The 23958-nt window shown below is 46.8% G+C and carries 20 protein-coding genes; 11 read left to right on the plus strand and 9 right to left on the minus strand.

The features are described from left to right. The first annotated feature begins 16 nt into the window (after positions 1–16). Both A7K91_RS08945 and A7K91_RS08950 read left to right on the plus strand, forming a co-directional pair. Positions 17–1177, plus strand: coding sequence for a sensor histidine kinase (locus tag A7K91_RS08945; RefSeq protein ID WP_068681810.1), 1161 nt, complete (start codon positions 17–19; stop codon positions 1175–1177). Next, positions 1174–1845: a response regulator transcription factor gene (locus A7K91_RS08950; RefSeq protein WP_068681812.1), complete on the plus strand. Its 672-nt coding sequence runs from the start codon at positions 1174–1176 to the stop codon at positions 1843–1845. Before A7K91_RS08945 ends, A7K91_RS08950 begins: the two co-directional genes overlap by 4 nt. A gap of 85 nt (positions 1846–1930) precedes the next feature. Here A7K91_RS08950 and A7K91_RS08955 read toward each other — a convergent pair whose 3' ends face one another. Then, the gene (locus tag A7K91_RS08955; RefSeq protein ID WP_068681814.1) at positions 1931–3409 is read right to left on the minus strand and encodes an Lsa family ABC-F type ribosomal protection protein; all 1479 of its coding nucleotides are present in this window, start codon (positions 3407–3409) and stop codon (positions 1931–1933) included. Between the two features lie 351 nt (positions 3410–3760). Between A7K91_RS08955 and A7K91_RS08960 the strand changes: the two genes are divergently transcribed. The 3 genes from A7K91_RS08960 to A7K91_RS08970 all read left to right on the plus strand — a co-directional run bounded on the left by A7K91_RS08960 (position 3761) and on the right by A7K91_RS08970 (position 7631). Continuing rightward, on the plus strand, positions 3761–4414 hold the full coding sequence (locus A7K91_RS08960; RefSeq protein ID WP_068681816.1) for a TetR/AcrR family transcriptional regulator: 654 nt from the start codon (positions 3761–3763) through the stop codon (positions 4412–4414). 124 nt (positions 4415–4538) lie between these two features. Further along, positions 4539–6872: an ABC transporter permease gene (locus tag A7K91_RS08965; protein WP_068681818.1), complete on the plus strand. Its 2334-nt coding sequence runs from the start codon at positions 4539–4541 to the stop codon at positions 6870–6872. A 3-nt stretch (positions 6873–6875) separates the two neighbouring features. Continuing rightward, positions 6876–7631 (plus strand): ABC transporter ATP-binding protein, encoded by a 756-nt coding sequence (locus tag A7K91_RS08970; protein WP_068681820.1) that lies wholly within the window; start codon positions 6876–6878, stop codon positions 7629–7631. 215 nt (positions 7632–7846) lie between these two features. Here A7K91_RS08970 and A7K91_RS08975 read toward each other — a convergent pair whose 3' ends face one another. Then, positions 7847–9037 (minus strand): serine hydrolase domain-containing protein, encoded by a 1191-nt coding sequence (locus tag A7K91_RS08975; RefSeq protein WP_068681822.1) that lies wholly within the window; start codon positions 9035–9037, stop codon positions 7847–7849. Positions 9038–9179: 142 nt separating this feature from the next. Continuing rightward, positions 9180–10376, minus strand: a complete 1197-nt coding sequence (locus A7K91_RS08980; protein ID WP_068681824.1) for a saccharopine dehydrogenase NADP-binding domain-containing protein — start codon at positions 10374–10376, stop codon at positions 9180–9182. A 163-nt stretch (positions 10377–10539) separates the two neighbouring features. Between A7K91_RS08980 and A7K91_RS08985 the strand changes: the two genes are divergently transcribed. After that, positions 10540–11088: a TetR/AcrR family transcriptional regulator gene (locus A7K91_RS08985; RefSeq protein ID WP_068681827.1), complete on the plus strand. Its 549-nt coding sequence runs from the start codon at positions 10540–10542 to the stop codon at positions 11086–11088. Positions 11089–11315: 227 nt separating this feature from the next. Here A7K91_RS08985 and A7K91_RS08990 read toward each other — a convergent pair whose 3' ends face one another. Genes A7K91_RS08990 through A7K91_RS09000 form a run of 3 tightly spaced genes read right to left on the minus strand, consistent with a single transcriptional unit; the run spans position 11316 to position 13182 of the window. Next, positions 11316–11681: a GntR family transcriptional regulator gene (locus A7K91_RS08990; protein ID WP_068681829.1), complete on the minus strand. Its 366-nt coding sequence runs from the start codon at positions 11679–11681 to the stop codon at positions 11316–11318. After that, the gene (locus A7K91_RS08995) at positions 11682–12335 is read right to left on the minus strand and encodes an ABC-2 transporter permease (RefSeq protein WP_068681831.1); all 654 of its coding nucleotides are present in this window, start codon (positions 12333–12335) and stop codon (positions 11682–11684) included. It lies immediately after the preceding gene. Continuing rightward, a complete protein-coding gene (locus A7K91_RS09000) occupies positions 12328–13182 on the minus strand; it encodes an ABC transporter ATP-binding protein (protein WP_068681833.1) in 855 nt (284 codons plus the stop codon). Before A7K91_RS09000 ends, A7K91_RS08995 begins: the two co-directional genes overlap by 8 nt. 174 nt (positions 13183–13356) lie before the next feature. Between A7K91_RS09000 and A7K91_RS09005 the strand changes: the two genes are divergently transcribed. Then, positions 13357–13728, plus strand: coding sequence for an iron chaperone (locus A7K91_RS09005; protein ID WP_068681835.1), 372 nt, complete (start codon positions 13357–13359; stop codon positions 13726–13728). 51 nt (positions 13729–13779) lie between these two features. Here the strand turns inward: A7K91_RS09005 and A7K91_RS09010 are convergent, their stop codons facing one another. After that, positions 13780–14349, minus strand: a complete 570-nt coding sequence (locus A7K91_RS09010) for a TetR/AcrR family transcriptional regulator (protein WP_068681881.1) — start codon at positions 14347–14349, stop codon at positions 13780–13782. A 186-nt stretch (positions 14350–14535) separates the two neighbouring features. On the opposite strand from A7K91_RS09010, the gene A7K91_RS09015 reads away from it, so the two are divergent. Beyond that, entirely contained in the window at positions 14536–15237 is a 702-nt protein-coding gene (locus tag A7K91_RS09015) for an ABC transporter ATP-binding protein (protein WP_068681837.1), read from the plus strand. Further along, complete coding sequence (locus tag A7K91_RS09020) at positions 15234–17723, plus strand: ABC transporter permease (protein WP_211274514.1); 2490 nt, start codon at positions 15234–15236, stop codon at positions 17721–17723. Before A7K91_RS09015 ends, A7K91_RS09020 begins: the two co-directional genes overlap by 4 nt. Before the next feature lie 224 nt (positions 17724–17947). On the opposite strand, the gene A7K91_RS09025 is transcribed toward A7K91_RS09020, so the two are convergent. Both A7K91_RS09025 and A7K91_RS09030 read right to left on the minus strand, forming a co-directional pair. Continuing rightward, on the minus strand, positions 17948–18574 hold the full coding sequence (locus A7K91_RS09025; RefSeq protein WP_068681841.1) for a hypothetical protein: 627 nt from the start codon (positions 18572–18574) through the stop codon (positions 17948–17950). An 840-nt stretch (positions 18575–19414) separates the two neighbouring features. After that, positions 19415–20065 carry a transcriptional regulator gene (locus tag A7K91_RS09030; RefSeq protein WP_068681843.1) on the minus strand — a complete coding sequence of 217 codons (651 nt, stop codon included), beginning with the start codon at positions 20063–20065 and terminating at the stop codon, positions 19415–19417. A gap of 980 nt (positions 20066–21045) precedes the next feature. Here A7K91_RS09030 and A7K91_RS09035 point away from each other — a divergent pair. Both A7K91_RS09035 and A7K91_RS09040 read left to right on the plus strand, forming a co-directional pair. Then, entirely contained in the window at positions 21046–23385 is a 2340-nt protein-coding gene (locus tag A7K91_RS09035; protein ID WP_245697354.1) for an ABC transporter ATP-binding protein, read from the plus strand. Further along, positions 23382–23951: a DUF1854 domain-containing protein gene (locus A7K91_RS09040; RefSeq protein ID WP_082967324.1), complete on the plus strand. Its 570-nt coding sequence runs from the start codon at positions 23382–23384 to the stop codon at positions 23949–23951. Before A7K91_RS09035 ends, A7K91_RS09040 begins: the two co-directional genes overlap by 4 nt. Positions 23952–23958 lie beyond the last annotated feature (7 nt).

Genomic DNA, 23958 nt, shown 5'->3' on the forward strand with positions numbered 1-23958 from the left:
AGAGATGAGTGGTGTCATGCCGGTTTCAGCAGTTCAAACGCTCAGCAATCAAAAGCTGTCGCGGATTTTCTTTTATGGTTTGACCGCAGCCTATGTGAGCCTGCTGCTGCTTTACCTTGTGTTGTCCCACTATCGTGGGTTGGTCATAGCGGCAGGGTTGATCGGCCTTTATTTTTTTAGGCATTCCGGCTATATACTAAAGCGTCCCAGGCTTCACCTTATTGCGGCGTACTCCCCAATTGTTGAAATCGTGTTGCTGTTTATTCTATTTTTACGAAGCGGGACCGAAATTGAAAGCATTGTTTTTGTTATTTTTGCTGCGGATATTTTGCTGAATTACAAGTCATGGTACGCATTGCCTTTTGCTTATGCCGGATTTGTTGCTTATCTTTTTGCATGGCCGGAGAACGGGAGGGATGTGTGGCAGCATGCGTTTTATTTGCTGAGCTATACATGCCTGGTTCTTCCGATCTGGAGCACAAAGCTGCTGCTTAACGGGAGAGATGCGACGCTCCGGTTAAATGAAGCTTTGATCCAGGAGGCCAAAACGAAGGAGGAGCTGGCGGTATTCAAGGAGAGGGCGCGTATTGCGGAAGAGGTTCATGACACGGTGGGGCATACGTTGACAACGGCAATTGTAGCTCTGGAAGGAGCCGGCTTGCTTATGGATGCCAGGCCGGAGGAAGCGCGCCGCAAAATTACGGTAGCGCGCGAGCAATTGAAGGAAGGGCTTGGCAATATACGGCAGGTCGCTAGAGCTTTAAAGGACAATGGCGGTAACGAGGGGCGCGGATTTAAAGAACATATAGAGAAAATGCTGCGGGATACGGCGGAGCAAACAGGCGTTCAATTTTCATTGCAGCTAGTGCTTTCCTCTCCGCTGCTGTCTCTTCAGGAATATGTGTTGATCAACTCGATCAAGGAAGCAATCACCAACGCGATAAAGCATGGTCGCGCAGACGCAATTGGCGTTACTATTGAGGAGAGGCAAGAGGCCATTTTTGTGAGTGTGAAGGATAACGGCAGAGGAAGCGACGGAGTTGTATATGGCTTCGGATTACATGCAATAGAAGAAAGAATTACGGCAATCGGCGGGAGAATGAGCGTGCAAAGCGGACCAATGGAGGGATTTGCCCTGCATATTCAAATGCCGGTGGCGAGGGGGAGCGAACAATGAACGATGGACAAAAAATCAGCGTATTGCTGGTGGACGATCAACGGCTGATGCTGGAGGGATTGGAAACGCTGCTGTCCCTGCGTCCCGATATGGAGGTTGTGGGGACGGCTGAAAGCGGAGAAGAAGCGCTTGAAGCATTGCAAAGACTTCAATCCCTCCAAAACGTTGTTCCTGACGTTATTCTGATGGATATCCGAATGCCGGGCATGGGCGGGGTGAAGGCTACCGAAGCTGTCCTGGACCGTTATCCTGGCATCGTCGTTTTAATTTTGACGACCTTTGATGACGATGTCTATATTATAGAAGCGTTAAGCAACGGGGCATCGGGTTATTTGCTCAAGGACATCGACGGTGAGAAGCTTGCGTCAGCTATCCACGAGGCAATGACCGGCAACTTGCTGCTGACTGGCAAAGTGGCCCGCAAGCTTGCCCTTACTGCCCGCAGCCAAAATGCCCGGTTTGAGAAGGGGAGCGGGGCGTTTGAGCTGACTCCGAGAGAGCGCGAGCTGGCGCGGCTGCTTGTGGAGGGGCTTAATTCAAAGGAGATTGCCGGGAAGCTTCATCTGACTCAAGGCACAGTCAAAAACTATTTAAGCGACATTTACGCCAAAATCGGCACTAACGACCGGGCCAAAGCGGTTTTGTTATTAAAAGGGTATTTGTTGTGAACCGCGATAATGGACAAGCACGGTCCACATAAACATCTACGATGTCAAACAAGGTTATTCTCCTCCTAACGAGTTAAGCGTTCACTTACAGCTCGACAACTTTGCTGGCAACCTTCGTTTGAAATTCGCGATCATGCTCGACAAAAAGCAGGGTTGGCGAATACTCCAGCAGCAATTCCTCAATTTGCATGCGTGAAAAAACATCAATAAAATTCAAGGGTTCATCCCAAACATGAAGATGGGCGCTTTCGCAAAGGCTTTTTGCAATCAACACCTTCTTTTTTTGCCCTCCGCTAAATGAAGAGATGTCCTTTTCAAACTGCAGGCGTGAAAAATCAAGCTTTCTTAAAATGGCTTTAAACAAGCTCACGTCAATTCGGTTGTCATGGGCATAATCGACCAAATCCCCATAAAGCTGCGAGGTGTCTTGTGAAACATAAGAAATCTTCAACTGGCTCCCTTTACGAAAAACTCCGCTGTAGGGAATTTCCTCGCCAAGAATAAGCTTTAGTATGCTCGTTTTTCCGGAGCCGTTTTTGCCTGTCAGTGCTATGCGATCTCCTTGCTCGACGGTGAACGATACGCCGCTGCAAACGGTATTCCCGCCATAGCTGACCGCAACATTTTCCAATGCAAGCATTTGCGTTTTGTGATACGCCAGCTGGGCCAGCTTCAAGCTTTCCGTGCTTTCAATATTTTTTAAAAGCTTGGAGCTTTCTTCAATAGCGGATTGCTGCCGTTGTTCAATGGATTTGGAACGCTTCATCATTTTTGCGGCCTTGTGCCCGACATATCCTTTGTCGATTTTGGAGCCGGAGTTACGCGAACCATTTTTAGATTTTTCAACCTCATGTGACCATTTGTTCGTTCTTTTTGCCGCATCGGAAAGTCTTTTAATATCCTTTTTCAGCTTTTCATTTTCAGTCAGCTCATAGTGATCCTGCCGTTGCTTATTTTCCCACCAATCCGAATAATTGCCCCTCTGGATTTCAATTTGCGTCTTGTTAATGGACAGAATATGATCTATGCAATTATCCAAAAAGGCGCGGTCATGGGATACCAGAATAAAACCGCTTTTGGACTTCAGGTAATCGCTGACCAGCTTTCTTGCATGAATATCGAGGTGATTGGTTGGTTCGTCAATAAGCAGGAAGTTGTTTTCTTTTAAAAAAAGCGTTGCTAATAAAACCTTTGTTTGCTCACCGTTGGACATTGAAGCAAATGGGCGGTACAACACATCCTCCGATACCTTCAATAGCGATAGCTCTCTTGAAAGCTGCCAATATTCATAGCCGGAATAGATTTCATCAACTACATCCAAGGTGTTGGCGTCCTTGTTCTTGACCTGAAAAGGGAAATAGTCAAAGCTGACATCTGCGGATATGTTGCCGCTGTATTCGTATTTCCCGAGCAGCAGATTAAGAATGGTTGTTTTGCCTCGGCCGTTTCTTCCCGTAAAGCCTAACTTCCAATCGGTATTGATTTGAAAACTGACATTTTCAAAGATGTTGTCGTAGCTGTCTTCGTAAGCGAAGGTAAGGTTGGCGACATTGATTAAAGACATGGATAGTCCCCCTTCAAAAAAAATGGGCTACAAGAAAGTTACCCTTCTTGTAGCCCAAACAGATACAACTGTCCCATAACATCTAATGGAACAGCCTTGTATACACGTTGAGTGAAGAGAATAAGTAACTTTCTTGCTCGCAAAAAATAAAACAGCATATGTTTTATCTTTTAAACGCTTAGCAAGCAAGAAGTTTACATTATTCGCCTCAGCTCCTATTCTTAAAGTTGCTTACAGTTTAGCACAACATCGAGAGCGCTTCAACCTGTAAACCAACCAATCCTCTTGACTTTTTGCGTATGTTACTCTACATTATAGACAGGCAGTCGGTCGATGAAAAGGAGTTATGAGATGAGAGTTACAAAAGAACCGGAAGAACGAAGAAACGAAATTCTGGATGCGGCGGATAAGCTTTTTGGAGAAAAGGGCTTTGACGGCACCACCACTAACGATATTTTGAAGATGGTGGGTATCGCCCGGGGAACGCTGTATTATCACTTTAAGTCAAAAGAGGACATCATGGATGCTTTGATTGAGCGTTACAATGTCCGCTTGCTGGATGCTGCAAAACAAATTGCATCAGACCAGAGCATTCCTGTCAACGAACGCATTACCCGCGTCGTTTTGGCCATGAATCTGGGCGGCGGCGATAGCGACAAGGAAATTATGGAGCATATTCACAAGCCTCAAAACGCGCTGATGCATCAAAAAATTCAGAAGGCCGTCATCGGCGGCGTAACTCCTATTCTGGCGGACATTATTCGCGAGGGCATTCAGCAAGGCGTTTACGAAACGCCCTATCCTCATGAATGTATGGAAATGGTTATTGTTTACGCTAATGTTATTTTTGATGAGCAGATGATTGAAATAGCGGAAGAGGAGAGAGCTACACGAATCCAGGCATTTATATTCAATGTAGAGAGATTGCTTGGCACCAAAAGCGGGAGCCTTCTGTCCCATATTATGCCTCTATTTCAGAAAGAAAGCGGCGGCGCTACTAAATAAAGTGTAATAATGTAGTGAAAAATGAAACCGTTCAAAAAAGTGGGGAAATGAAACAGCTCAACGAAGCGGAAAAGTACCGCACAATGAAGTATAAATGTGAAACGGAAAGAGGTGAAGCGTAACCATGTTTTTTAGAATTATACGTAAGGATATGGCGAAGAGCAAGCTCATCACGGTAACAACGACGATTTTTGTCGCGGCGGCAGCCATGCTGGTTTCGCTGGCAGCCATACTCGCCGTTAATCTTGCGGGTGCGATCGATAATCTAATGACGCAATCCAAAACGCCTCATTTTTTGCAAATGCATGCCGGTGACATTGATCTGCCTCGACTGGAGGCTTTTGCGCAAGGAGATGCGGGGCGGGACAAATTTCAAGTGGAGGCGTTCCAGGCCGCTGAATTTCTCAATGTGGACAGCGCGCGGATAGTCATCGGCGGGAGCTCCCTAAGCGGCAGCGTTCAGGATAACGGCTTTGCCACCCAAAGCGATTCTTTTGATTATTTGCTGGATCTGGAAGGGAATGTCATTCAACCCTCTGCCGGAGAGGTATACGTACCGATTGCATATATGAAGGATGGCACTGCAAAAATCGGCGACATTGTTGAGGTGCACGGCAAGGAGCTTGTTGTTGCCGGATTTTTACGGGATTCTCAGATGAATTCGCTCCTGGCCTCTTCCAAAAGATTTCTGGTGAGCAAGGAGGATTATGCCGAGCTTGAAAAGTACGGAACTACGGAATATTTGATCGAATTCCGGCTTCAGGACTCCTCTCAGGTTAGCGAGCTTGAAGCGGCCTATACCGCAGCGAAGCTTGAAGCCAACGGGCCGGCGTTAACGTATCCCTTGTTCAAAATGCTTAACGCGATTTCCGACGGAATCATGATTGCCGTTATTTGTATGGTCAGCCTGCTTGTTGTAGCTATTGCGATGATGTGCATTCGCTTTACGCTGCTGGCAAAAATCGAGGACGATTACCGTGAAATCGGCGTCATGAAGGCGATCGGATTGCGGTTGTCGGACATCAAAAAAATATATTTGGCTAAATACGCGGCCATTGCCGCAGCGGGCAGCATACTCGGCTTTGCCTTATCCTTTTTGTTCAGGGGGACGCTGCTTGAAAACGTCCGGCTGTATATGGGCGAAAGCAAACATGCCAGCCTTGCCATTTGGTTTGGATTGCTCGGCGTAACGCTTGTTTTTCTGGCTATCGTTGGTTTTGTGTCCGGGGTGTTGAGGCGTTTCCGGCGGCTTTCCGCCTCGGAGGCCTTGCGCTTTGGCGCATCCCAGGAAAAAAAGGCTGGCTTCAAACGTGTCCGTCTTAGCAGGAACAGATGGATGGACAGCAATATTTTCCTCGGCATCAAGGACGTTCTTTCCAGAAAAGGCATTTATGCCACCATGCTGTCGGTGCTTGTTATTGCTACTTTTATTATGATTGTACCGCAAAATCTGCATCATACGATTTCCTCCAAAGGGTTTATTGCTTATTTGGGCATCGGGCAAAGCGATATTCGCATTGATATTCAGCAAACCGATCGTATTGCCGACAAAGCGAATGAAATAGCGGCCGTGATGAAGGTCGACTCCTCGATATCCCGATATGTCGTGCTTACGACCAAAACCTTTTATGCCAAAATGGATGGAGGCACGGAGGAACGAATAAAGGTCGAGCTTGGCAACCATTCAGTATTTCCTTTGAATTATGCCAGCGGCAAAGCGCCTGTTACTGAGAGTGAAATTGCTCTTTCTTCGCTGAACGCCAAGGAGCTGGTCAAAGAGGTGGGCGACACTATTACGCTGGTCATTGCCGGTAAAGAACAATCGTTGACGGTATCAGGCATCTATTCCGATGTGACCAATGGCGGCAAAACGGCAAAGGCGGTGTTCTCAGACGATTCAGCGGACACGATGTGGAGCGTCGTTAGTGCAGAGCTTTCGGATAAGTCGATGGTTGCAGCCAAGGTAGCGGAGTATGGACGAACGTTTTCTTTTGCCAAGGTATCGGATATTGACCAATTCGCCTCTCAAACGTTTGGTTCAACAATCAGCTCCGTTGGTACAGCCTCCAAGGCGGCGGTTGCCGTTGCGCTGGCCGTTATGGTGCTCGTCACGCTGCTGTTTATGAAAATGCTTGTCGCCAAGGACAGAGGTTCGATTGCCATAATGAAGGCCATTGGTTTTACGAATAAGGATATCATGTCGCAATATGCTTCCCGGTCCATCTTTGTCCTGGTTCTGGGAATTGTGATCGGTACCCTGTTGTCCGGAACGCTTGGCGAAGCGCTAGCGGGCGGAGTCATTTCTTCGCTTGGAGCCTCCACGTTTTCGTTTGAAATCAATACGTTGTCTACCTATTTATTATTGCCGGTTATGATGGTGGGCGCAGTTCTGCTTGCAACTCTCATCGGCACATCGGGAACGGGAAAAATCGTGATCGCGGATCATATAAAGGAGTAAACTATGAAAATAATTCAAGCTAGTCATCTTGTAAAATCCTTTGGCGCAGGCGATGAAAAACGCAACGTTCTTGACGATGTGTCCGTGGAAATTAACAAAGGGGAGTTTGTGACGGTTATGGGGCCGTCCGGCTCGGGAAAATCAACGCTGCTGTTTGTGCTGAGCGGCATGGATGGCGCCGATAGCGGCAAGGTGTCTTTTGACGGTAAGGATTTATCGTCGTTGAAGGACAATGAGCTGGCTGATCTTCGGCGGACGGAGATGGGGTTTGTTTTTCAGAAAGCCGCTTTGCTGTCTAATTTGAATATTTTGGACAACATTATTTTACCCTCGGTGCGGGGCAATGCCAAACATACGGCAAAGCTGACGGAACGGGCTAAAGGCCTGATGAAAAAAGCAGGCATTGAGGGCTTGGAGGAGCGCGATCTTACGCAGGTGTCGGGTGGACAGCTTCAGCGTGCGGGCATATGCAGGGCGTTAATGGGAAATCCGAACATTATTTTCGGCGATGAGCCAACAGGAGCGCTTAATTCCAAAACCGCTGCGGAAATTATGGATATTCTAGCGGAAATCAATGAGGACGGAACCGCGATATTGCTGGTGACGCATGATGCGATTGTGGCGGCCAAATCGGAACGTATTTTGTTTATGCTAGATGGAAAAATCGCTAGCGAAATGGCATTGCCCAAATTCAAAGGCGAACGATTGGATGAAAGAGTAGAGGCCGTTGCCGCCAAAATGCGGGAAATCGGGATATAAATACGCTGTTAGAGAGAAGGCCACAAGCCTAGAGAGAAGGTCACAAGCTCCGCTTCCGCTTGTCCGTTCGTGGCAAGCAGGGCCTTGCAATTAAGCAGCTCCTCAACCTAAAAGCAACCCCCAGAAAAGCCGTTATTGCGCGCGGCATTTTGGGGGTTTTCTTTTTGGCTATGGATCGAAAGGAAGCTTCTGTGTTAATCCGCTTTTAAATAGGTCTATTGCAGACCGGACCAAATAATATTGGTGACATTAAAGATAGCTTCGTCATGCCAGTTATCATCCATAAACGGAACAAACCAGACCGCGGCCAGCTGCTCGGTGGGGTCCATAATCATGGAGCAGGCTCCTGCGCCTTCATGGCTGTAGCTAGTAGGCGAATAGAGGAAGGCCGAGCCCCTTCGCATATCAAAGCCTATGCCGTAGCTTCTGTCAGGGTTGTTGCTGCCCCAGCAATAATCAGGCGTATTATATAAAGCGCGCGTTGTAAACTTTTCAACGGTTTTGCGGCCCAAAATTCGCGTTTCTCCCAGCTTGCCCATGCCCAGCGTCATATTGGCGAACCGGATCAGGTCTGCCGGGGTCGAAGACAAGCCTCCGCCAGTGGAAGGGATGTTTTCCCAAAGCTTCTCGGCGGGTGAAGCCTCGGCTTGTTTGCCTTCAATAATATCCTTTAAGCGCTGCTCTTGCCGTTCGCTGCGAATAATAAATCGGCTGGCCAATTGGGGAGTCAGCTGGAACATGCTGTCCTGCATTCCAAGCGGTTTAAGGATTTGCTCCTCGACGTATTGCTCTGCGCCAACACCTGTTACTTTCTTAATGACTTCACCAAGAATGCAAAATCCAAAGGAGCAATATTGCCACTCCTCGCCAACCTTCTTGCTCAAACCGCCGCCCAACGCTGCTGAAATCCAGTCAAGCTCGCCATCGGCAGGGTCATATGTTTCAAAGTAGCGGCCAATCCGGTCCCAATAAGATTGATGATGGGGAATGAGGCTGCTCGCGCAATCGGGATGCAAGCCGGATGTATGAGTCAGCAGGCTGTAGAGGTCTATTTTATTAAAAGGATCGGCATTAAACTGGGGCAAAAAGAGACCCACCGGATTGTCCAGACGGAGCATGCCGTCCTCTACCAGCTTGGCGATTGCAACCGTAACGATAGCTTTGGTAATAGAAGCTACACGGTGAGCGGTTGTTGGCAGCAGCGGCTCGTCGCCGCCCCGGAAGGAGAGAGGACCAACGGCTCCGTGCATAAATATTTTTCCATAGCGGGAAATACAATAGGATGCCGACTGGATTTTTTTCTGATCCATCAGCTTCTGGAAGTGAGCGTGCAATACATCAACTCGGGAAGCGTCGTATCCGACCTCTTCCGGTAAACAATCAACGTGCCCTGGAGCGTATAACAATTTGGATTCCGCCTTTCAACAAATAGATTTGCTGTTCGCGTGACTTGTCAACACTCCTCTATTATATTTCCAAACACTGTAAGATGAAATGGGATATTTTAAATACAATTATTTTTTACTATATAAGTTGAACAAAAGAGTTTCAGCGGCGCGGGCCGACGTGTGAGAAGTTCTTCCGAGCCTTTGCTGCACAGGAAAAACGCACGCCAAAGGATTCCATAGCTTCGATGTCTCTGCGGACATCGATGGCTTCCTCTGGAAAGCTGATGCCCGGCTTCGACGGAATTCTTCCGTTTAGCCCCAAAAGCCTTTCCAGTTGTCCAAATGTGCTGGTTGCCGTAAAATGGGCTTGACCACGGGGGTCCATAACCGTAAATGTGGAGAAGGTATCCTTGTTCCGAACGGTTACCACAAACTCATGGGCGGCGTTTGTGCTGCCGGACGTACGATGAAGGATGCTGGTGCGCCGCTTTTTGGAAAGCCGCGCCCATATTCCTGATCCTACCAAGGCTGCCAGCGCGGTGTTTGTGATATGGCTGTCAAAGGCTAAGCGGACGGAGATGCCTTTTGCCAGTCCGGTCTCTGCCAGAGTCATTTGCTCTGGAGTGTTTAAGCGACGGCAGGTATAAACGCGATTCCCGCTAAAGGTTACTTTTTTGGAATCCGAAAAGCCGTTGACGGTACGAGGAGAACCATTTTCCCATATATCGAAGGGCTGATGGCAATTGACAAAATGGGTGACGGAATCCAGGCCGCTTTGATCCTGCAAGGAAAAAAGAATGTCGATTTCAATATGATCTAGCGGAAGTATGTCTTTATCGCCATGAGTGTCATGAGCGCCACGAGCACCATAAGCACCATGAACACCATGTACACTATGAACACCATAAGCGCCGCGGACGCCAATAATGCTGCCGCGGGCCGCTGCAATAACGATGGATGTTGCGCTGGCCATCCAGCCCGACGCAAATATAACGGGTGAGCAGGGGCTTTCCATGCCCGCAATAATCCGTGCATCCTGAATCCGTTCCGTCCAGCGGGTAATATCGATGAGCGGGATGTTTCTGCGAATCGCTGCACGCAGCAAATGATCCTGTTGATCGTTAACCGACACGATGACGGCCTCTGGCAAAGCTGGCAGATTTGCCAACGGGTCGGTATCCTGAATGTCGATTTTGATGGCGCTTGCGTTAACAAGCTTGCTAGCTGCGAGTTGTCCTTTGCTTAGGCTGCGTCCGCCGATTATGATATGGATGTCCGGATGCCTTGTTGAAATCATTTCGCAAAGCGCGGTTCCGACAGTGCCGTATCCGCCGACAATAAGGACTTTTGTTATCATCAGGTTGCCCTCCTATTTAAAATGAACAGCTGTTTATAAATGAACATGTGTCGAGTATAATGGGAGAGATAGACCGAAACAATCGTTAATCAAAGCGGTTCTGTTCAAATCTGAACAGTTTTTGGCAAAATGCAGATTATTAAAACGGTTAGGATGGAAGCAAATGAAGGATAGGCGTACGGAAAAAACAAAGCGGGCAATTGTAAAAACGTTTCTGGAGCTATTGGAGCAAAAGCCTCATTCCCGAATTACAGTAGCTGAAATTTCACGAGGCGCGGACTTGGGGAGAGGTACGTTTTATTTGCATTACAGAGATGTGTATGACCTGTTTGCGCAGCTTGAAAACGAGCTGATGAGCGATCTTGAGGCACTATATGACGCCTCGTATCCGTGCTACAAAATAGAAAACCTGTTGAAGCTGAGCGATGACATAACAGAGTATATGGAAAACAACCGGGAGCTGTTTATCCGGCTTTATTTCAACGGGCAAGAAGGCGGGGGCTTGCAGAAGGTCAAACGATTTTTTGTGGAAAAAATGGTCAATGAAAATAGCGGCGAAAATAGCACATATAGCCAAACAGAGGCCATTTTTCTTGTTGCGGGCATTATGGGAGTTTTGGAAAGCTGGATAGGTGAAGGGATGGAGGAGCCTCGCCATCTCGTGGCACAATCTCTGTACGACGTATTAGTCAGGATGGACTTTGAACGGTGAATAAGCAGAAAAGTGGGGCAGCAAGACAACGAGGCAGCAAGACAACAAGACAACAAGACAACAAGACAATAAATCAACAAGACAGTAAAACAGTAAAACAGTAAAACGGTAAAACAGTAAGACTTAAGGACAAAAGCCACCTTGGTCGCCATGGATGAAGGGAATGGTGACTAAGAAGGCTTCTGCTTTGATTAATCCATAGTTTCAAGCATTCATTTTAAATAAACTCAATAAATTTCCTTCAAAAGCTTATAAGCTTCCTCCAAAGTGAGTCCAAACGACTTGTAATAAGCTGCGTCGACTTTCATTTGCTGAAGAATCATATCATTGCGCATTTGAATCTTTTCGTCGGGAGTGAGCTCGGCGACAAAACAGCCTTTGCCCGTTACGGTATCGATCAAGCCTAGCCGTTCCAGCTCCTCCCATGCTTTTTTGACAGTAATGATGCTGACACGAAGCTCGGTTGCGGCCTGACGAATGGGCGGCAGGCTATATCCGCTTGCCAATTCTCCCTTTAAAATTTGCGCGCTGATCTGTTCGAACAGCTGCTGGTATATTGGTTTGTCGGACGAGTTCGAAATAGCAATGTTCATTTATATTTCCACTTTCTCAAACCTTTTAATGGACATATAATAAGCGATAATCGTAAATAGCGCAAATATGATAATGCCCGCTGCCAGAATGGAGAGCTGGAGAAGCAAATTGTCGGCGCCGGCTCCCTTGAACACATCATGTACAAACGAGTTTTGGATGGCGAGCCATTCCGCACCCCCTGCGAACAGGAGGGCTGCTGCAATGGAGGCAATCGTAGCCACTCCATATTTGTACGCTGTTTTATAATAGATAGGATAAAAAATGAGATTAAAAATAGCCAGCATGACGAAGCATAATCCCCAAAAGCCGAAGGTTGGCGCAAAGAAGTAATAGGTAATATCTGGATATAAGGAGATGCTGATTACGCCGTAAATGATAGCGATGACCATATGAAGCAGCTCCAGAATAACTACGACGGAAATTTTTGCTTTTACAATATTGGTTTTGGCGACAGGCAATATGCTTGTAAAGATGAGATCGTTTTGGCTTTTGTATCCCGCAAACAGGTTGGGAACCGTAATGAAGCAAAAATAAAGCAGGACAAAAAAATACAGCCAGCTCGGTATCAGCGTCAAGGCGCCCGTAATGAAAGGAAGGAAATAAAAAAACGGGTTTACGCCTAGCTTTAATTCCTTTAGTAGCAGATTATACATAGGAGTTCTCCTTTTTTGAGACGTATACCATAATGTCCTCCAGACTGGGTATGCTGGACTTCAAGTCCAGGGAGGATTTCAGATCGCTAGTGTGAATCAGGCCCGTAAAGCCGAATGAATTGCTTTTGGAGGAAATCAAAAGGTCTTTTACGCCATCCAGCTGATCCGCTCTGCCGTTAACGAGACGGTAGTGATCGATAAACTGCTCCTTTTCGGAGCTATGCACGATTTGGCCATTATGGATGTACGTAATGAAATCGGCGCATTTTTCCAGGTCGGAGGTGATGTGCGTCGAAAAAAGAATGCTGATTTCGCCATCCTGTACAAGCTCCTGAAAAATATCCAGCATCTGATCTCGTGCGACGGGATCAAGACCGCTGGTAGGCTCATCCAGAATAAGAAGCTTGGCGCCATGCGAAAGGGCAAGAGCCAGTCTATATTTGACCTTCATGCCGGTCGACAGCTCGGCTATTTTTTTGTTTTCATTCAGATTAAATCGCTTCAAATAGCTGTAGTAGGCATTATCATCCCAGTTACGGTAAAAGGTTTTAATCACATTTGTTAAGGTTTTGATTTTGCTCCTCGTATAAAAATCAGTGTCTCCAAATGCGGAGCCAATCTCCTGCTTTAATTCAATTTCGTTACGGGTCAGCTCCTTGCCAAACACATGAATTTCACCGCTATCGACACGGACCAAATTCAGAATGGATTTAATCGTTGTTGTTTTTCCTGCGCCGTTAGAACCGATAAATCCCATAATATAACCCTTCTCCAGCTGAAAGGAAACGTCCTTGAGCTGAAAATGCGGGTATGTTTTATTCAACTTCTTAATGTCTAAGGCCAGCATATAAATCCTCCGTTCCAATATTGTGTATGTTGTATATGCACAATATATCATCGGCTTAATTTGATGTCAATTTCTTTTTTGTCGCGCGTTGTGGAAATAAATAGCTGCCGTTATAATATCAGAAGGATAAGGATAATAAGGTTGTTGGAAGCTATTTGCGTTAGGAGGCGAAGGATGAACACTTTTGAAGAGTATTTGGATAAAATGGATAACCCGGCGCATCGGGCTCAAATGGAGGAGATTTTGGCTTGGGTTGGTGAGCAATTTCCGGAGCTGACACCCAAAATTGCCTGGAATCAGCCTATGTTTACTCATCATGACACCTTTATTATCGGGTTTAGCGCAGCCGCGAAGCATATGGCCGTTGCTCCTGAAAAAGCGGGCATGGATCATTTTCTGGAGGAACTTAAGGCTGCCGGACATGATCATACAGCTCTGTTGATCCGATTCAAGTGGAATCGCCCTATGGATTACGACCTGCTTCGCAAGCTGATTCAGTTCAACATTGAAGACAAGGCCGATTGCACCACCTTTTGGAGAAAATAAAAGAGACGGCCCTCCCCGTATGGACAGGCTTTTATAGGTTGTCTCGCTGCATTACAGCATAAAGGCGCTTCGTCCGTTGAGTGCCACTTTCAATATAAGGTCCGCCATATCCTTGGCGGGCTTTTTCATGCCGTCCTTCAGCCACAACTGGATGAGGCCGATTGCGCCGCTTGCGAGAAAATGGAATAAATATTCGGCATCATTTTGACCATTGGAGTTACTGTCCGAAACAGGGATAAAGTGCCGTACGCCGATCAGCTTGACGACATCCTGCTGAAACTTCAAATTGCCATGAAAGTTGAGCAATAGATCGAATAACTCGCCGTTTTTTGCGATATAGTCCAAAATTCGTTCGATACCTTTGGTTAAAATGTTTTCGATGTCTTCAAAATGCAATTCCTGCAAATACTGGGTAATGTCATTGATTACTTCATCCTCGATTTGACGAAGCAAGTCGTATTGGTCGGTATAGTGGGCATAAAAGGTGGCGCGGTTTATGTCCGCGGCCAAACAAATTTCCTTAACCGTAATTTTGGAGATGGGCTTTTCCTTTAAAAAACGGATAAAGCTGTCCCGTATCATCATTTTGGTATATTTAACACGCCTGTCCTGTTTTTTCATGCGTAGCAGCTCCGTTCCCAATAAAATTTCGACATTTTCCAACACATTTCTCAAATCTGTTGGGCAAATTTCATATCGCATTTATCTGCTGATTGTTTTCAATTCATATCGCTATTATGATAGACAAAAGAAAGATAATCAACATGATGTTTAATTACATGATGGGATAACGATGGAGGAATAACGATGTCTTTTATTACATTTGATAAGGTGCATAAGGAATTCAAGCAAGGCGATGTTTCCATTGTTGCGGTGGAGGATTGCTCGTTCGAACTGGCAAAAGGCGAACTGACTGTTATTCTGGGACCGTCGGGTGCAGGCAAAACGACCGTACTTAACCTGCTTGGCGGCATGGACAGCCCCAGCAGCGGCAGCATTACGGTAGACGGGGACCCCATTGAAGGATACGGCAAAAAGGAGCTTGTCCAATACCGCAGATGGGATATCGGTTTTGTTTTTCAATTTTACAACCTGGTCGGAAATTTGACGGCGCTTGAAAATGTCGAGCTTGCATGCCAGATTTGCCCCGATTCGCTGGACCCCAAAAGTATTCTGGAGCAGGTGGGGTTGGATGACCGCTTAAACAGCTTTCCGTCTCAGCTTTCCGGCGGAGAGCAGCAGCGCGTTGCCATCGCAAGAGCGATTGCCAAAAATCCCAAGCTTTTGTTATGCGACGAACCGACCGGAGCGCTGGATAGCGTAACTGGTCAAAAAATCATTGCCTTACTTCAAAGAAACTGCCGTGAAATGGGAATGACGACAGTGCTGATTACGCATAACGCTGTTATTGCTGAGGTGGCGGACAGAGTCATCCGGATGAAAAACGGCAGGGTCAGCGAAATGACGATAAATGAAAATCCTAAACAAGCCGACGAGATTGTGTGGTGAGCGGTTTGTTATTTAAAAATACGCTAATTAAAATTAAAAGGTCGTTTGGGCGTTATATTTCTATTTTGATGATCGTTATGGTGGGCGTCGGTTTTTTTGCCGGCATTCAGTCCAGTGCGCCAAGCATACGCGAGGTTGCGGATCAATACTACAACGAGCAGCAAGTGATGGATTTAAAAATCTATAGCACGGCGGGACTCTCGGAAGGCGACGTTCAGGCTTTGGCCAGATTGAAAAAGGTACAAGCTGCCATACCGAGCTATTCTCTTGATGTGCTGGATCGGGACAAAAGCATTCGCATACATGCTATTGAGCCGGACGTTAACCGCATTTCGCTGGTCGAGGGCCGGCTGCCGGAAAGTGATAATGAAGCTGTTGGGGATAGCCGGGTTTATAAAATCGGTGATGAAGTCTCCATCATCAGCGATGTGGAAGGAAAGCTGAAGCAAACATCGTTTACTGTTGTTGGAACAACAAATTCGGCTCTTTATGTGTCGGAGGATTACGGCAGCAGCATGATCGGAGATGGCAAGCTTTCTTCTTATCTTTTTGTTAATGCGGACAACTTCCTGTTGGATGCCTATACGGAAATTTATTTGATTGCCTCCAAGGAAGGAGAAGCTCCAGCCTATTCCAAGGCTTATAAAGAGCTTGTTGGTTCCATTTTCGATCAAGTTGTTTCTATTAAGGGGGAGCGGGAAGAGGCGCGCTTGGAGGAGTTGAAAGCGGCTCTTCCGGCAACTATTCCCCAGGAAATGAAGGATGCGGCCTTAGCGGATATGCCTTATCCCAATTGGACCGTAATGGATCGGGAAGCTGTGGTTGGTTATGATGACTTAGGCTCCAACATTGATGTTATTGATTCGGTAGCAGCCGTTTTTCCATTTTTCTTTGTTTTAATTGCCATGCTGATGACGTCCAATTCGATGGCCCGTATGATTACGGAAGAACGAGGGGAGCTTGGCACGCTTGTTTCGCTTGGCTTTAGCAGCGGCAGCATTGCAGCTACGTATCTGTTCTATGTATTGTCAGCTTCGGGAATAGGCGCGACAGTTGGTTTTCTGGCAGGCTGCCGCTTAATACCGCCGCTTGTTTACGAAAATTTCCTGTTTGTGCTGCCGCCGCTTGAGACGCGGTACAACTGGACGATGTTTTCTATTATGTTAGCTGTAGCTCTGGCCGTAATGACAGCCGTCACGCTGACTGCTTGCACCAAAGCGCTAAAGCTGAGACCGGCTGCCTTGATGCGTCCGGCTGTTCAGGAAAAGGGACAGCGCATTTTGCTGGAGCGGATTTCTTTCCTATGGTCCAGGTTTTCGTTTAACTGGAAAATTACCGCCCGAAACCTGTTTCGCTACAAAAAAAGAGGATTTATGACCATTGTTGGCGTTGCGGGCTGCACGGCGCTACTCTTGGTAGGCTTCGGGCTGCGCGACAGCATGAACGGAGTTGTTCAGAAGCAATACGGAGAAATTTTTAAATACAGCAATATGGCGATATTGAAGCAGGAAAGCGAAGCCATCGGCGGAGAACTGCTGCAGCTGCTGGAGCGTGAGCAAATGCTTGATCCTTTGCTGATCAAGCAAACGGCGTTTAAGTCTGAAGCTCCCGATCGTTCTCTTGAGGTTTATATGATTGTTCCGGGGGATGAAGGTCGCTTCTCGGAATATTATTCCTTAAAGAGTGCCGCAGCTGGCAATGAAATCAAGCTTGGCGATAAAAAAGCAACGTCGGACGGTATGGAAAAAGAGGGTAAAGAGGAAGGCGTAATCGTTACAAGCAAACTAGCGGATGTCTGGAATGCCGGAATTGGCGACTCCATCCAAATCAAGGATCGGGACAACCATACTTACACGCTTGAAATTGCCGGCATTGCCGAAAATTACGCGGGACATTATTTGTTCCTTAGCAAGGAGCAATACCAGCGCGTATTTCAAAAGGAAGCAGCCTATAATGCCGTTGTATCCCGTTTTTCCGGAGATGAGGGAGCGCTGGCGGAGCGGCTGATAGAGAGCGGACAAGTGCTGAACGTCAGCTTTACCAGCGATATATTAGGAAAAGCGCTGGATAGCAACAAAAGCTTAAACGGCGTAATTGTGCTCATTATAGTTGTTGCATCGCTGCTGGCGTTTATTATTATTTATAATTTAACGTCTATTACGATAAGCGAACGGACACGGGAAATCGCAACCTTAAAGGTGCTGGGCTTTTTCGACCGGGAAACGAATGGCTATATTTATCGCGAGGCTGCCATTTTGACGGCGTTTAGCATTGGAGCCGGATTGCTCCTGGGCATATTCATCCATAGCTACATTATTGATGTCATCAGCGACCAATCTTCTTTGATTCTGTTTAAAAAGATCAACTGGCTCAGCTTTGCGTTTGCCGCCGTACTGACCGTCTTATTTTCAGCGATTATGCAATGGATTACGTATTACAAGCTCCGCTCCATCAACATGATTGAATCGTTGAAGTCGGTGGAATAGGCGATAAGCTATCTAAACTGAACCAAAGAGCTTCAGCGGCACAGGCCGACTTGTGAATAGTTGAAAGGTTCTTCTGATCGCAGTTGTTCCCGGATTTCCTTGAATCAAATGGTTCAATGGTGGAATCCGGGAAAACAAGCGAACGCCTTCCCTTCTCCAGAACCCTTCACACTCTGGCCTGATGCTGCTTCTTTTTGTTCAACTACATTATGTTTACTTAAAATCTATTGTTGCTTTTTTATCGCATTTATCATTGTATTCCATGCCTCAAATGGGAAGGAGAGGGACTCCGATTGTCTTAGTGAATAAGCGGTGCTTCCTTCGAAAACCCAGCCGTATGGCTCCTTGTACACCCATTTGCGATCACAGCTCTCCCAAAATTTCGGGTCCTCAAATTCCCTCTGTCTGGGCCAACATTGCAGCTCTTCTTCTGTAAAAAGGCCTGAAATGCGGCGCATGTGGAGCTCCCAGGCAAAAACGGAGTCATAATTAGTGCAGCTCTCCACGCCAACGAATCTTCTTAGCAGTAAAGACGGAATCCATAGGTCCGTTTCATATTTTTTGGCAAGATGTTCGGAGATCAGTTTCCATTCCTCGAATCTTAGGACAAAAGGGTGAAAATGGGCTTGGTCATCCCAGGCGATCTCGATATCTTCGTCGTTTTTCTCTTGAAGCGCCAGCGAAATATAACAAAAATCATCGCCTGGATCAAGCAGCAATGCAATATGATCAGTGACGTCCATCCGTATAGGCTGATCCTCCAGGCATTCGTACGAAAAGTCATCCTCCAGCCGCCATTCATAACGATCCCAAAAGATACGTGATTGCGCCAAATCGGATTGCAGCAGCATAACAAAACCCTCCTTTTTCATACCGCCGTAACGGCAGTGCTTGTCTACTAAGAGTATACCAAGAGGGTTTTTTTGTGAAAAGTTTTCTATCTCAACTTAATAGCCTGAGTAGCTCTGGCAGCTCTAGTAGCTCTTTGCTGCACTAGCAGCACTGGCAGTTCTAGAGAAGCACTAGAGCTCTAGCAGCTTAGTAGCACTGGCCGCTCTAGCAGCTCTGGGCTGCAATAATATGCGGGGATGGGTATCTTTTGCATGAGTCATCTGGAGTCAGACGATTCATATTGGGCATATCAGACAAATCAGTCTTATGAGTCAATTAAACATATAGAATTGCATAATTGGTGCTGGTTACGAGCTAGCTAATTTTAACGGACAAAAATGAGTGTTACAGGGCTGATTAGCCATGTTTAAGAATTCTAACAGACATCAGTGTCCGGTACAGAGGGATTTTCACGAAAATTAGTCTATTTTACGCTTTTGACGGACATTTTTTTCCGTTACAAATTAATTTTGAAGTAAATACACATTCTAACGGACATAACTGACCGCTCTGGCTCCAATTAAGCTGTGATGTCACTCTGAACGCCTAGCTCCAAGCTAGATGGGACGTCATCTGCCCGTCTAGCATCAAACAAAGCGCGACCTCCCCCTGCCCGCCCTGGCGCCAATCAAGCTGGGATGTCACTCTGCCCGCCCTGGCGCCAATCAAGCTGGGATGTCACTCTGCCCGCCCTGGCGCCAATAAAGCCTGGATGTCACTCTGCCCGCCCTGGAGCCAATCAAGCCGGGATGTCACTCTAACCGCCTGGCGTCAAGCAAGTCCGCTGCCATCTATTTCACTTAATGAGTGAGCTGGAATTCACGATATCGCTTTTTATCAGCGTTGACGGCCATCAGCAGTTGATCAGAAACAAGCTTGTTCAATATTCGTCGCGCCTGTCTGTCGGATAGCTGCAAATACATTGCGGCTTCTTCACAATTGAAAGGCCGCAGAATTCCCCGAGCAAAACGTAAAACCTCATTTTCAGCCCAGCCTAAGGATGGGGATGCAGGTATGGATATAAACTTGCCGATGAAGGAAAGAACCAATTGCTTGCATACTTCAGGCTCATCTACGATAGACAAATAAGCGATTGGCAGAAACATCCAGCCATCTAGCGTTAAGTAAGCTTGCTTCATGCACAAATCCTTAAAGCGCCATGCCTCTATATCTCTGGCATGTGATCTGTAGCCATGGATTTCAATACACGCTTTGGCATTTCCGGGCATGTAGGCCAAATCCAAATACCGGTATTTATTGCTGAAATCCCGCATCTCCCATTCTGGATAAAGGTGATCCAAATTGCCAACCGCAGGATACCAAATGGTTTTGAGAAATTCTTTTGTCCCATGGCCCAGCCCCTTCTCAAGCAACTCCTGTCTCCGCTTATTTCTTTCTTCCGCTATTTGCTTATCCAGCCAATCATTAAATACATCATCAAAGCTTTTCATTAGACAACTGTCCTTTCGATATGATAATTAAGGGAACAAAAAAGCCGCTTTGACCAAGAACCTGTCATTCAGGTTATCTCGATTCAAAGCGGCATGTGCTTCACGCCAGTTATATATCTATGCGAATAGTATAGATTAGCCTTACTGCGAAGTCCAGCAATGTATCTACTTTATATAAAGGCCGCATGTGACTTGCGTCACAGGTTTGTTGCAGAATATGTATAAGATGAAAAATATAAAGAGTTTATGATACTCCACTAAGCAAAGTATATTTGATTTGTATCGGGTGTTCAACTAAGCAAAAGTATATTCGATTTGTAAGCGGTGTCCGACTAAGCAAAAGTATATTCGATTTATATGCGGTGTTCGACTAAGTAAAAGTGTATTCGTTTTTGTAAGCGGTGTTTGACTAAGCAGAACTTTCTCGTCTTTGAATGCGCTTGAATAAGTACAACCATGTAAGTGTTTAAAATATTGCAAGTATTTGCAAGTGGAACTTATTTATGCAAAAGTATACTCGCTTCTATAAGCAGTGCTTTTATGCAGAAACTATACTTTGACGGGTGTTTTATCTAGACATTCTCTGGTTGTTGGCTGATGCTTCAAGCGCTATGCTGGTCATACCGTATTTTTGCCGCTCGGGATCGAAATGAGTTTGTGGTAATTTTTTCGTATAGTTATTTTTGAACTATGGTTTTCAAAAAAAATGGGTTAAAGTGAAAACAAGACGTCGCTTGCTTGAATAGTAGGCGGCTTTTATTTTCGTTGGAAACAGCGAAATGTGAAAGCGAATACATGGAGCTCGAAAATGCGGGTAAAAGTTTTTTTGATAAAAATATGCCTGGGGGTTAGTTGATTTTTTGCGTAGGGTTTGTTTGAAGATTTAATTGAGGTTTTGTTTGAAGCTTGCATTATGATTGAGGTTTTGTTTGAGGTTTGCATTTAGTTTGCATTTTTTGATTCAGAATGGAGTTGATGATGTGCAGTCAGACCGTACCAAAGCCCAGTTGCTGTCGCAAATGGGAGTAGCGGAGAAGGACGTTATTTATGAGCTTTTATGCGATCGTTCGGTCGAAGGCGGATTTCGGGATACACTGCTTGTTCTCACCGCAAAAGGCTTGTTTATTGCATGTTCCCGGAAGGAACTGGAAGGGGAAAAGGTATTTCGCGGCTTTCCGCTAAAAAAGAACAAGCGTTTCCGCAGCTTGGCAATGGTTACGCCCGGAGCCGGCTCATCGTCGGAACCCGAAGCTGCAGCCACAGCCGATGACTGGTCAACCGAGCATATCCCCCTGGAGGATATTGAAAGCTTATCCATCGTTAACCTGGTCGCCTCCGGCCTCCTGGTTGTCAAAACGAAGGAGGAGCGGGCCATAGCCGCGTTTACGAACGGCTTAATGAGCCGCGCCTCGCTGCTGTCAAAGCTGTTCGACAAGGTGAAAAAAGGCGAGGAGATCGAGCCGGAGCTGCTGGAGAAAAACGAAGCCGAGGAGAACTGTCCCGCCTGCGGAATGATTTATCCAGAGCCGGAGCGGCGCATTTGTCCCAAATGCATGAAAAAGTCGGCTATTTTTGCTAGGCTGCTTAAATTTGCAGTTCCCTATAAAAAAACAGTCGCTATCGTTATCTTTTTGATGCTGCTTAACGCCGTTTGCGCATTAGCTATTCCTTATTTGACGGGAACAGTGCTGTTTGACCAGGCTCTGGCGGGCAAAGGAGCATTCGCCGGGCAAATCGGCCTTGTTGTTGGACTCATTATTTTGTTCCGAACATTGTCGCTGCTGTTTGGCATTTTGTATGGCTACCTGAATGCAAAAATGGCGATTAGCGTCGTGTTTGATTTGAAGTCGGCGGTTTTTACCGCTATGCAGCGGCTGTCGCTCAGCTTTTTTCAGCGCAGGCAGACCGGTCATCTGATGACTCGAATCAACAACGATTCCACCGAACTTCAATTCTTTTTTATCGACGGCTTATCGTATTTTATTGTCAATCTAATGAATATCATCGGAATAACCGTTATTTTGCTGATGCTGGACTGGAAGCTGACGCTGCTTTGCTTTTTGCCGCTTCCTCTCGTTATTTTGCTCGTTCAAAAGGCCTTCCCCAAGCTGTGGAGACTTTCGTGGCGAAGTCATCGGCGCGTATCTGCGCTTAACTCCATGATCAGCGACTCCATTAAGGGAACGCGGGTTGTCAAGGCATTCGGAATGGAGAAAAAGGAAATGACGCGTTTCCACGGGGTTAACCAAAACTATGCCGGGGCCGAACAGCGTTACTCCAAATTGAGCGGCACCATCTTTCCCGTATTGAATGTGTTGACGCAGCTTGGCGGCATGCTGATCTGGGCTTTTGGCGGCTGGATGATCATGCAGGGAGAAATGCCGTTTGGTCTATTGCTTACCTTTGTTTATTACATGTATATGCTGTATGGGCCAATCGAATTTATGAACAACATTGTGGGCTGGTGGTCGCATTGCATGTCGGCGGGGCAGCGGATTTTTGAAATACAGGATGCAGTGCCGGAGGTTCAGGACAAGGAGGACGCCATTCATCTGTCCACGCTTAAGGGCGATATCGAGCTTTCTAATGTAACGTTTGGATATGAGCCTAACAAACCTATTCTCAAGGGGATTAACCTGAAGGTGAAGGAAGGCGAAATGTTAGGCATAGTGGGGCACTCCGGTGCGGGGAAATCCACGCTGGTTAATGTCATTTCGCGCCTTTATGAAGTGAATGAAGGAGCTGTCAGGTTTGGAGGCATAGACGTTCGCGACTTATCCTCCTCCTCGCTTCGCAATCATATCGGCATTGTTTCACAGGAGATTTATGTGTTCTCGGGCAGTATTGCCGAAAATATCGCTTATGTCAATCCCGATTGCAGCATAGAGGAAATCATCTATGCATCGCGGATCGCGGGCGCCCACGACTTTATCAACAAGCTGCCGGACGGCTATGACACAATCGTTGGTACGGGCGGTTATGATCTGTCAGGCGGCGAAAAGCAGCGCTTGTCCATTGCGCGGGCGGTGCTGCATAATCCGCGGCTGCTTATTCTCGACGAAGCAACCGCTTCGCTGGATACCGAAACAGAGGTGCAAATTCAGGAGGCGCTGGAGAAGCTGATCCGGGGCCGCACAACCATTGCGATTGCCCATCGTTTGTCAACGCTGCGGAACGCCCATTACCTTGCCGTTGTGGAGGACGGGAAAATCGTCGAGGAAGGCTCGCACTCCGACTTGTTGGCGAAGGACGGCTCCTATGCCGGATTAGTGAAAAAGCATGACGAGGCTTTAAAAATGAATGAGGTGGTTTTGGCATGACGACAAAAACAATAGAGGCTGCAACCGAACAAAGCGAACAGGTTAGTACCGAACCTGTAATAACGGAGCTTGCCGAAGCGGCAGCTATCACATTTCTGGATCGGAGCAATGCGTCCTTTCGGTTGACCGAAGGAGGCATGCTGGCGGTGGAGCATGATGGAAAACAGCATGAGGCCGTTTACGTCCATAGCTCCTTTCCTCACAGCAACCGGGCTTCTTATCTTTCCATTCGCACCATTGAAAATAAAGAAATCGGCATTGTGCGGCAGCTTGAGGATTTTGACGAAGCAACGGCGGAATTGCTGGTGCAGCAGCTGCAGGTGCGGTATTTTGCGCCGCAAATAAACAAGCTTCTCAAGGTCAAGGAGGAGTTTGGCTATTCCTATTGGGAGGCGGAGACGGACTCCGGCATTGTCAAATTTACGGTGCGCGGCGGCGTGGGACAAATCAAGCTGGTAACGCCGGTGCGGCTTCTTATTACGGACGTGGATGGCAATCGCTTTATTATTCCCGACTACACGGCTTTGTCGGACAAAGAATACAGGATGATCGAATTGTATATGTAGCAAGGGG

Origin of the sequence: Paenibacillus oryzae (genome assembly GCF_001675045.1) — a bacterium.
Classification (GTDB): domain Bacteria; phylum Bacillota; class Bacilli; order Paenibacillales; family Paenibacillaceae; genus Pristimantibacillus; species Pristimantibacillus oryzae.

Coding starts and splice junctions, on each gene's coding strand:
- A7K91_RS09005 (WP_068681835.1), top strand. CDS start 13,357: ATGAACACTTTTGAAGAGTATTTGGATAAAATGGATAACCCGGCGCAT.
- A7K91_RS08995 (WP_068681831.1), bottom strand. CDS start 12,335: ATGTATAATCTGCTACTAAAGGAATTAAAGCTAGGCGTAAACCCGTTT.
- A7K91_RS08960 (WP_068681816.1), top strand. CDS start 3,761: ATGAGAGTTACAAAAGAACCGGAAGAACGAAGAAACGAAATTCTGGAT.
- A7K91_RS08945 (WP_068681810.1), top strand. CDS start 17: ATGCCGGTTTCAGCAGTTCAAACGCTCAGCAATCAAAAGCTGTCGCGG.
- A7K91_RS09025 (WP_068681841.1), bottom strand. CDS start 18,574: ATGCTGCTGCAATCCGATTTGGCGCAATCACGTATCTTTTGGGATCGT.
- A7K91_RS08965 (WP_068681818.1), top strand. CDS start 4,539: ATGTTTTTTAGAATTATACGTAAGGATATGGCGAAGAGCAAGCTCATC.
- A7K91_RS09040 (WP_082967324.1), top strand. CDS start 23,382: ATGACGACAAAAACAATAGAGGCTGCAACCGAACAAAGCGAACAGGTT.
- A7K91_RS08985 (WP_068681827.1), top strand. CDS start 10,540: ATGAAGGATAGGCGTACGGAAAAAACAAAGCGGGCAATTGTAAAAACG.
- A7K91_RS08955 (WP_068681814.1), bottom strand. CDS start 3,409: ATGTCTTTAATCAATGTCGCCAACCTTACCTTCGCTTACGAAGACAGC.
- A7K91_RS08980 (WP_068681824.1), bottom strand. CDS start 10,376: ATGATAACAAAAGTCCTTATTGTCGGCGGATACGGCACTGTCGGAACC.
- A7K91_RS09015 (WP_068681837.1), top strand. CDS start 14,536: ATGTCTTTTATTACATTTGATAAGGTGCATAAGGAATTCAAGCAAGGC.
- A7K91_RS08950 (WP_068681812.1), top strand. CDS start 1,174: ATGAACGATGGACAAAAAATCAGCGTATTGCTGGTGGACGATCAACGG.
- A7K91_RS09000 (WP_068681833.1), bottom strand. CDS start 13,182: ATGCTGGCCTTAGACATTAAGAAGTTGAATAAAACATACCCGCATTTT.
- A7K91_RS08990 (WP_068681829.1), bottom strand. CDS start 11,681: ATGAACATTGCTATTTCGAACTCGTCCGACAAACCAATATACCAGCAG.
- A7K91_RS08970 (WP_068681820.1), top strand. CDS start 6,876: ATGAAAATAATTCAAGCTAGTCATCTTGTAAAATCCTTTGGCGCAGGC.
- A7K91_RS09010 (WP_068681881.1), bottom strand. CDS start 14,349: ATGAAAAAACAGGACAGGCGTGTTAAATATACCAAAATGATGATACGG.
- A7K91_RS09030 (WP_068681843.1), bottom strand. CDS start 20,065: ATGAAAAGCTTTGATGATGTATTTAATGATTGGCTGGATAAGCAAATA.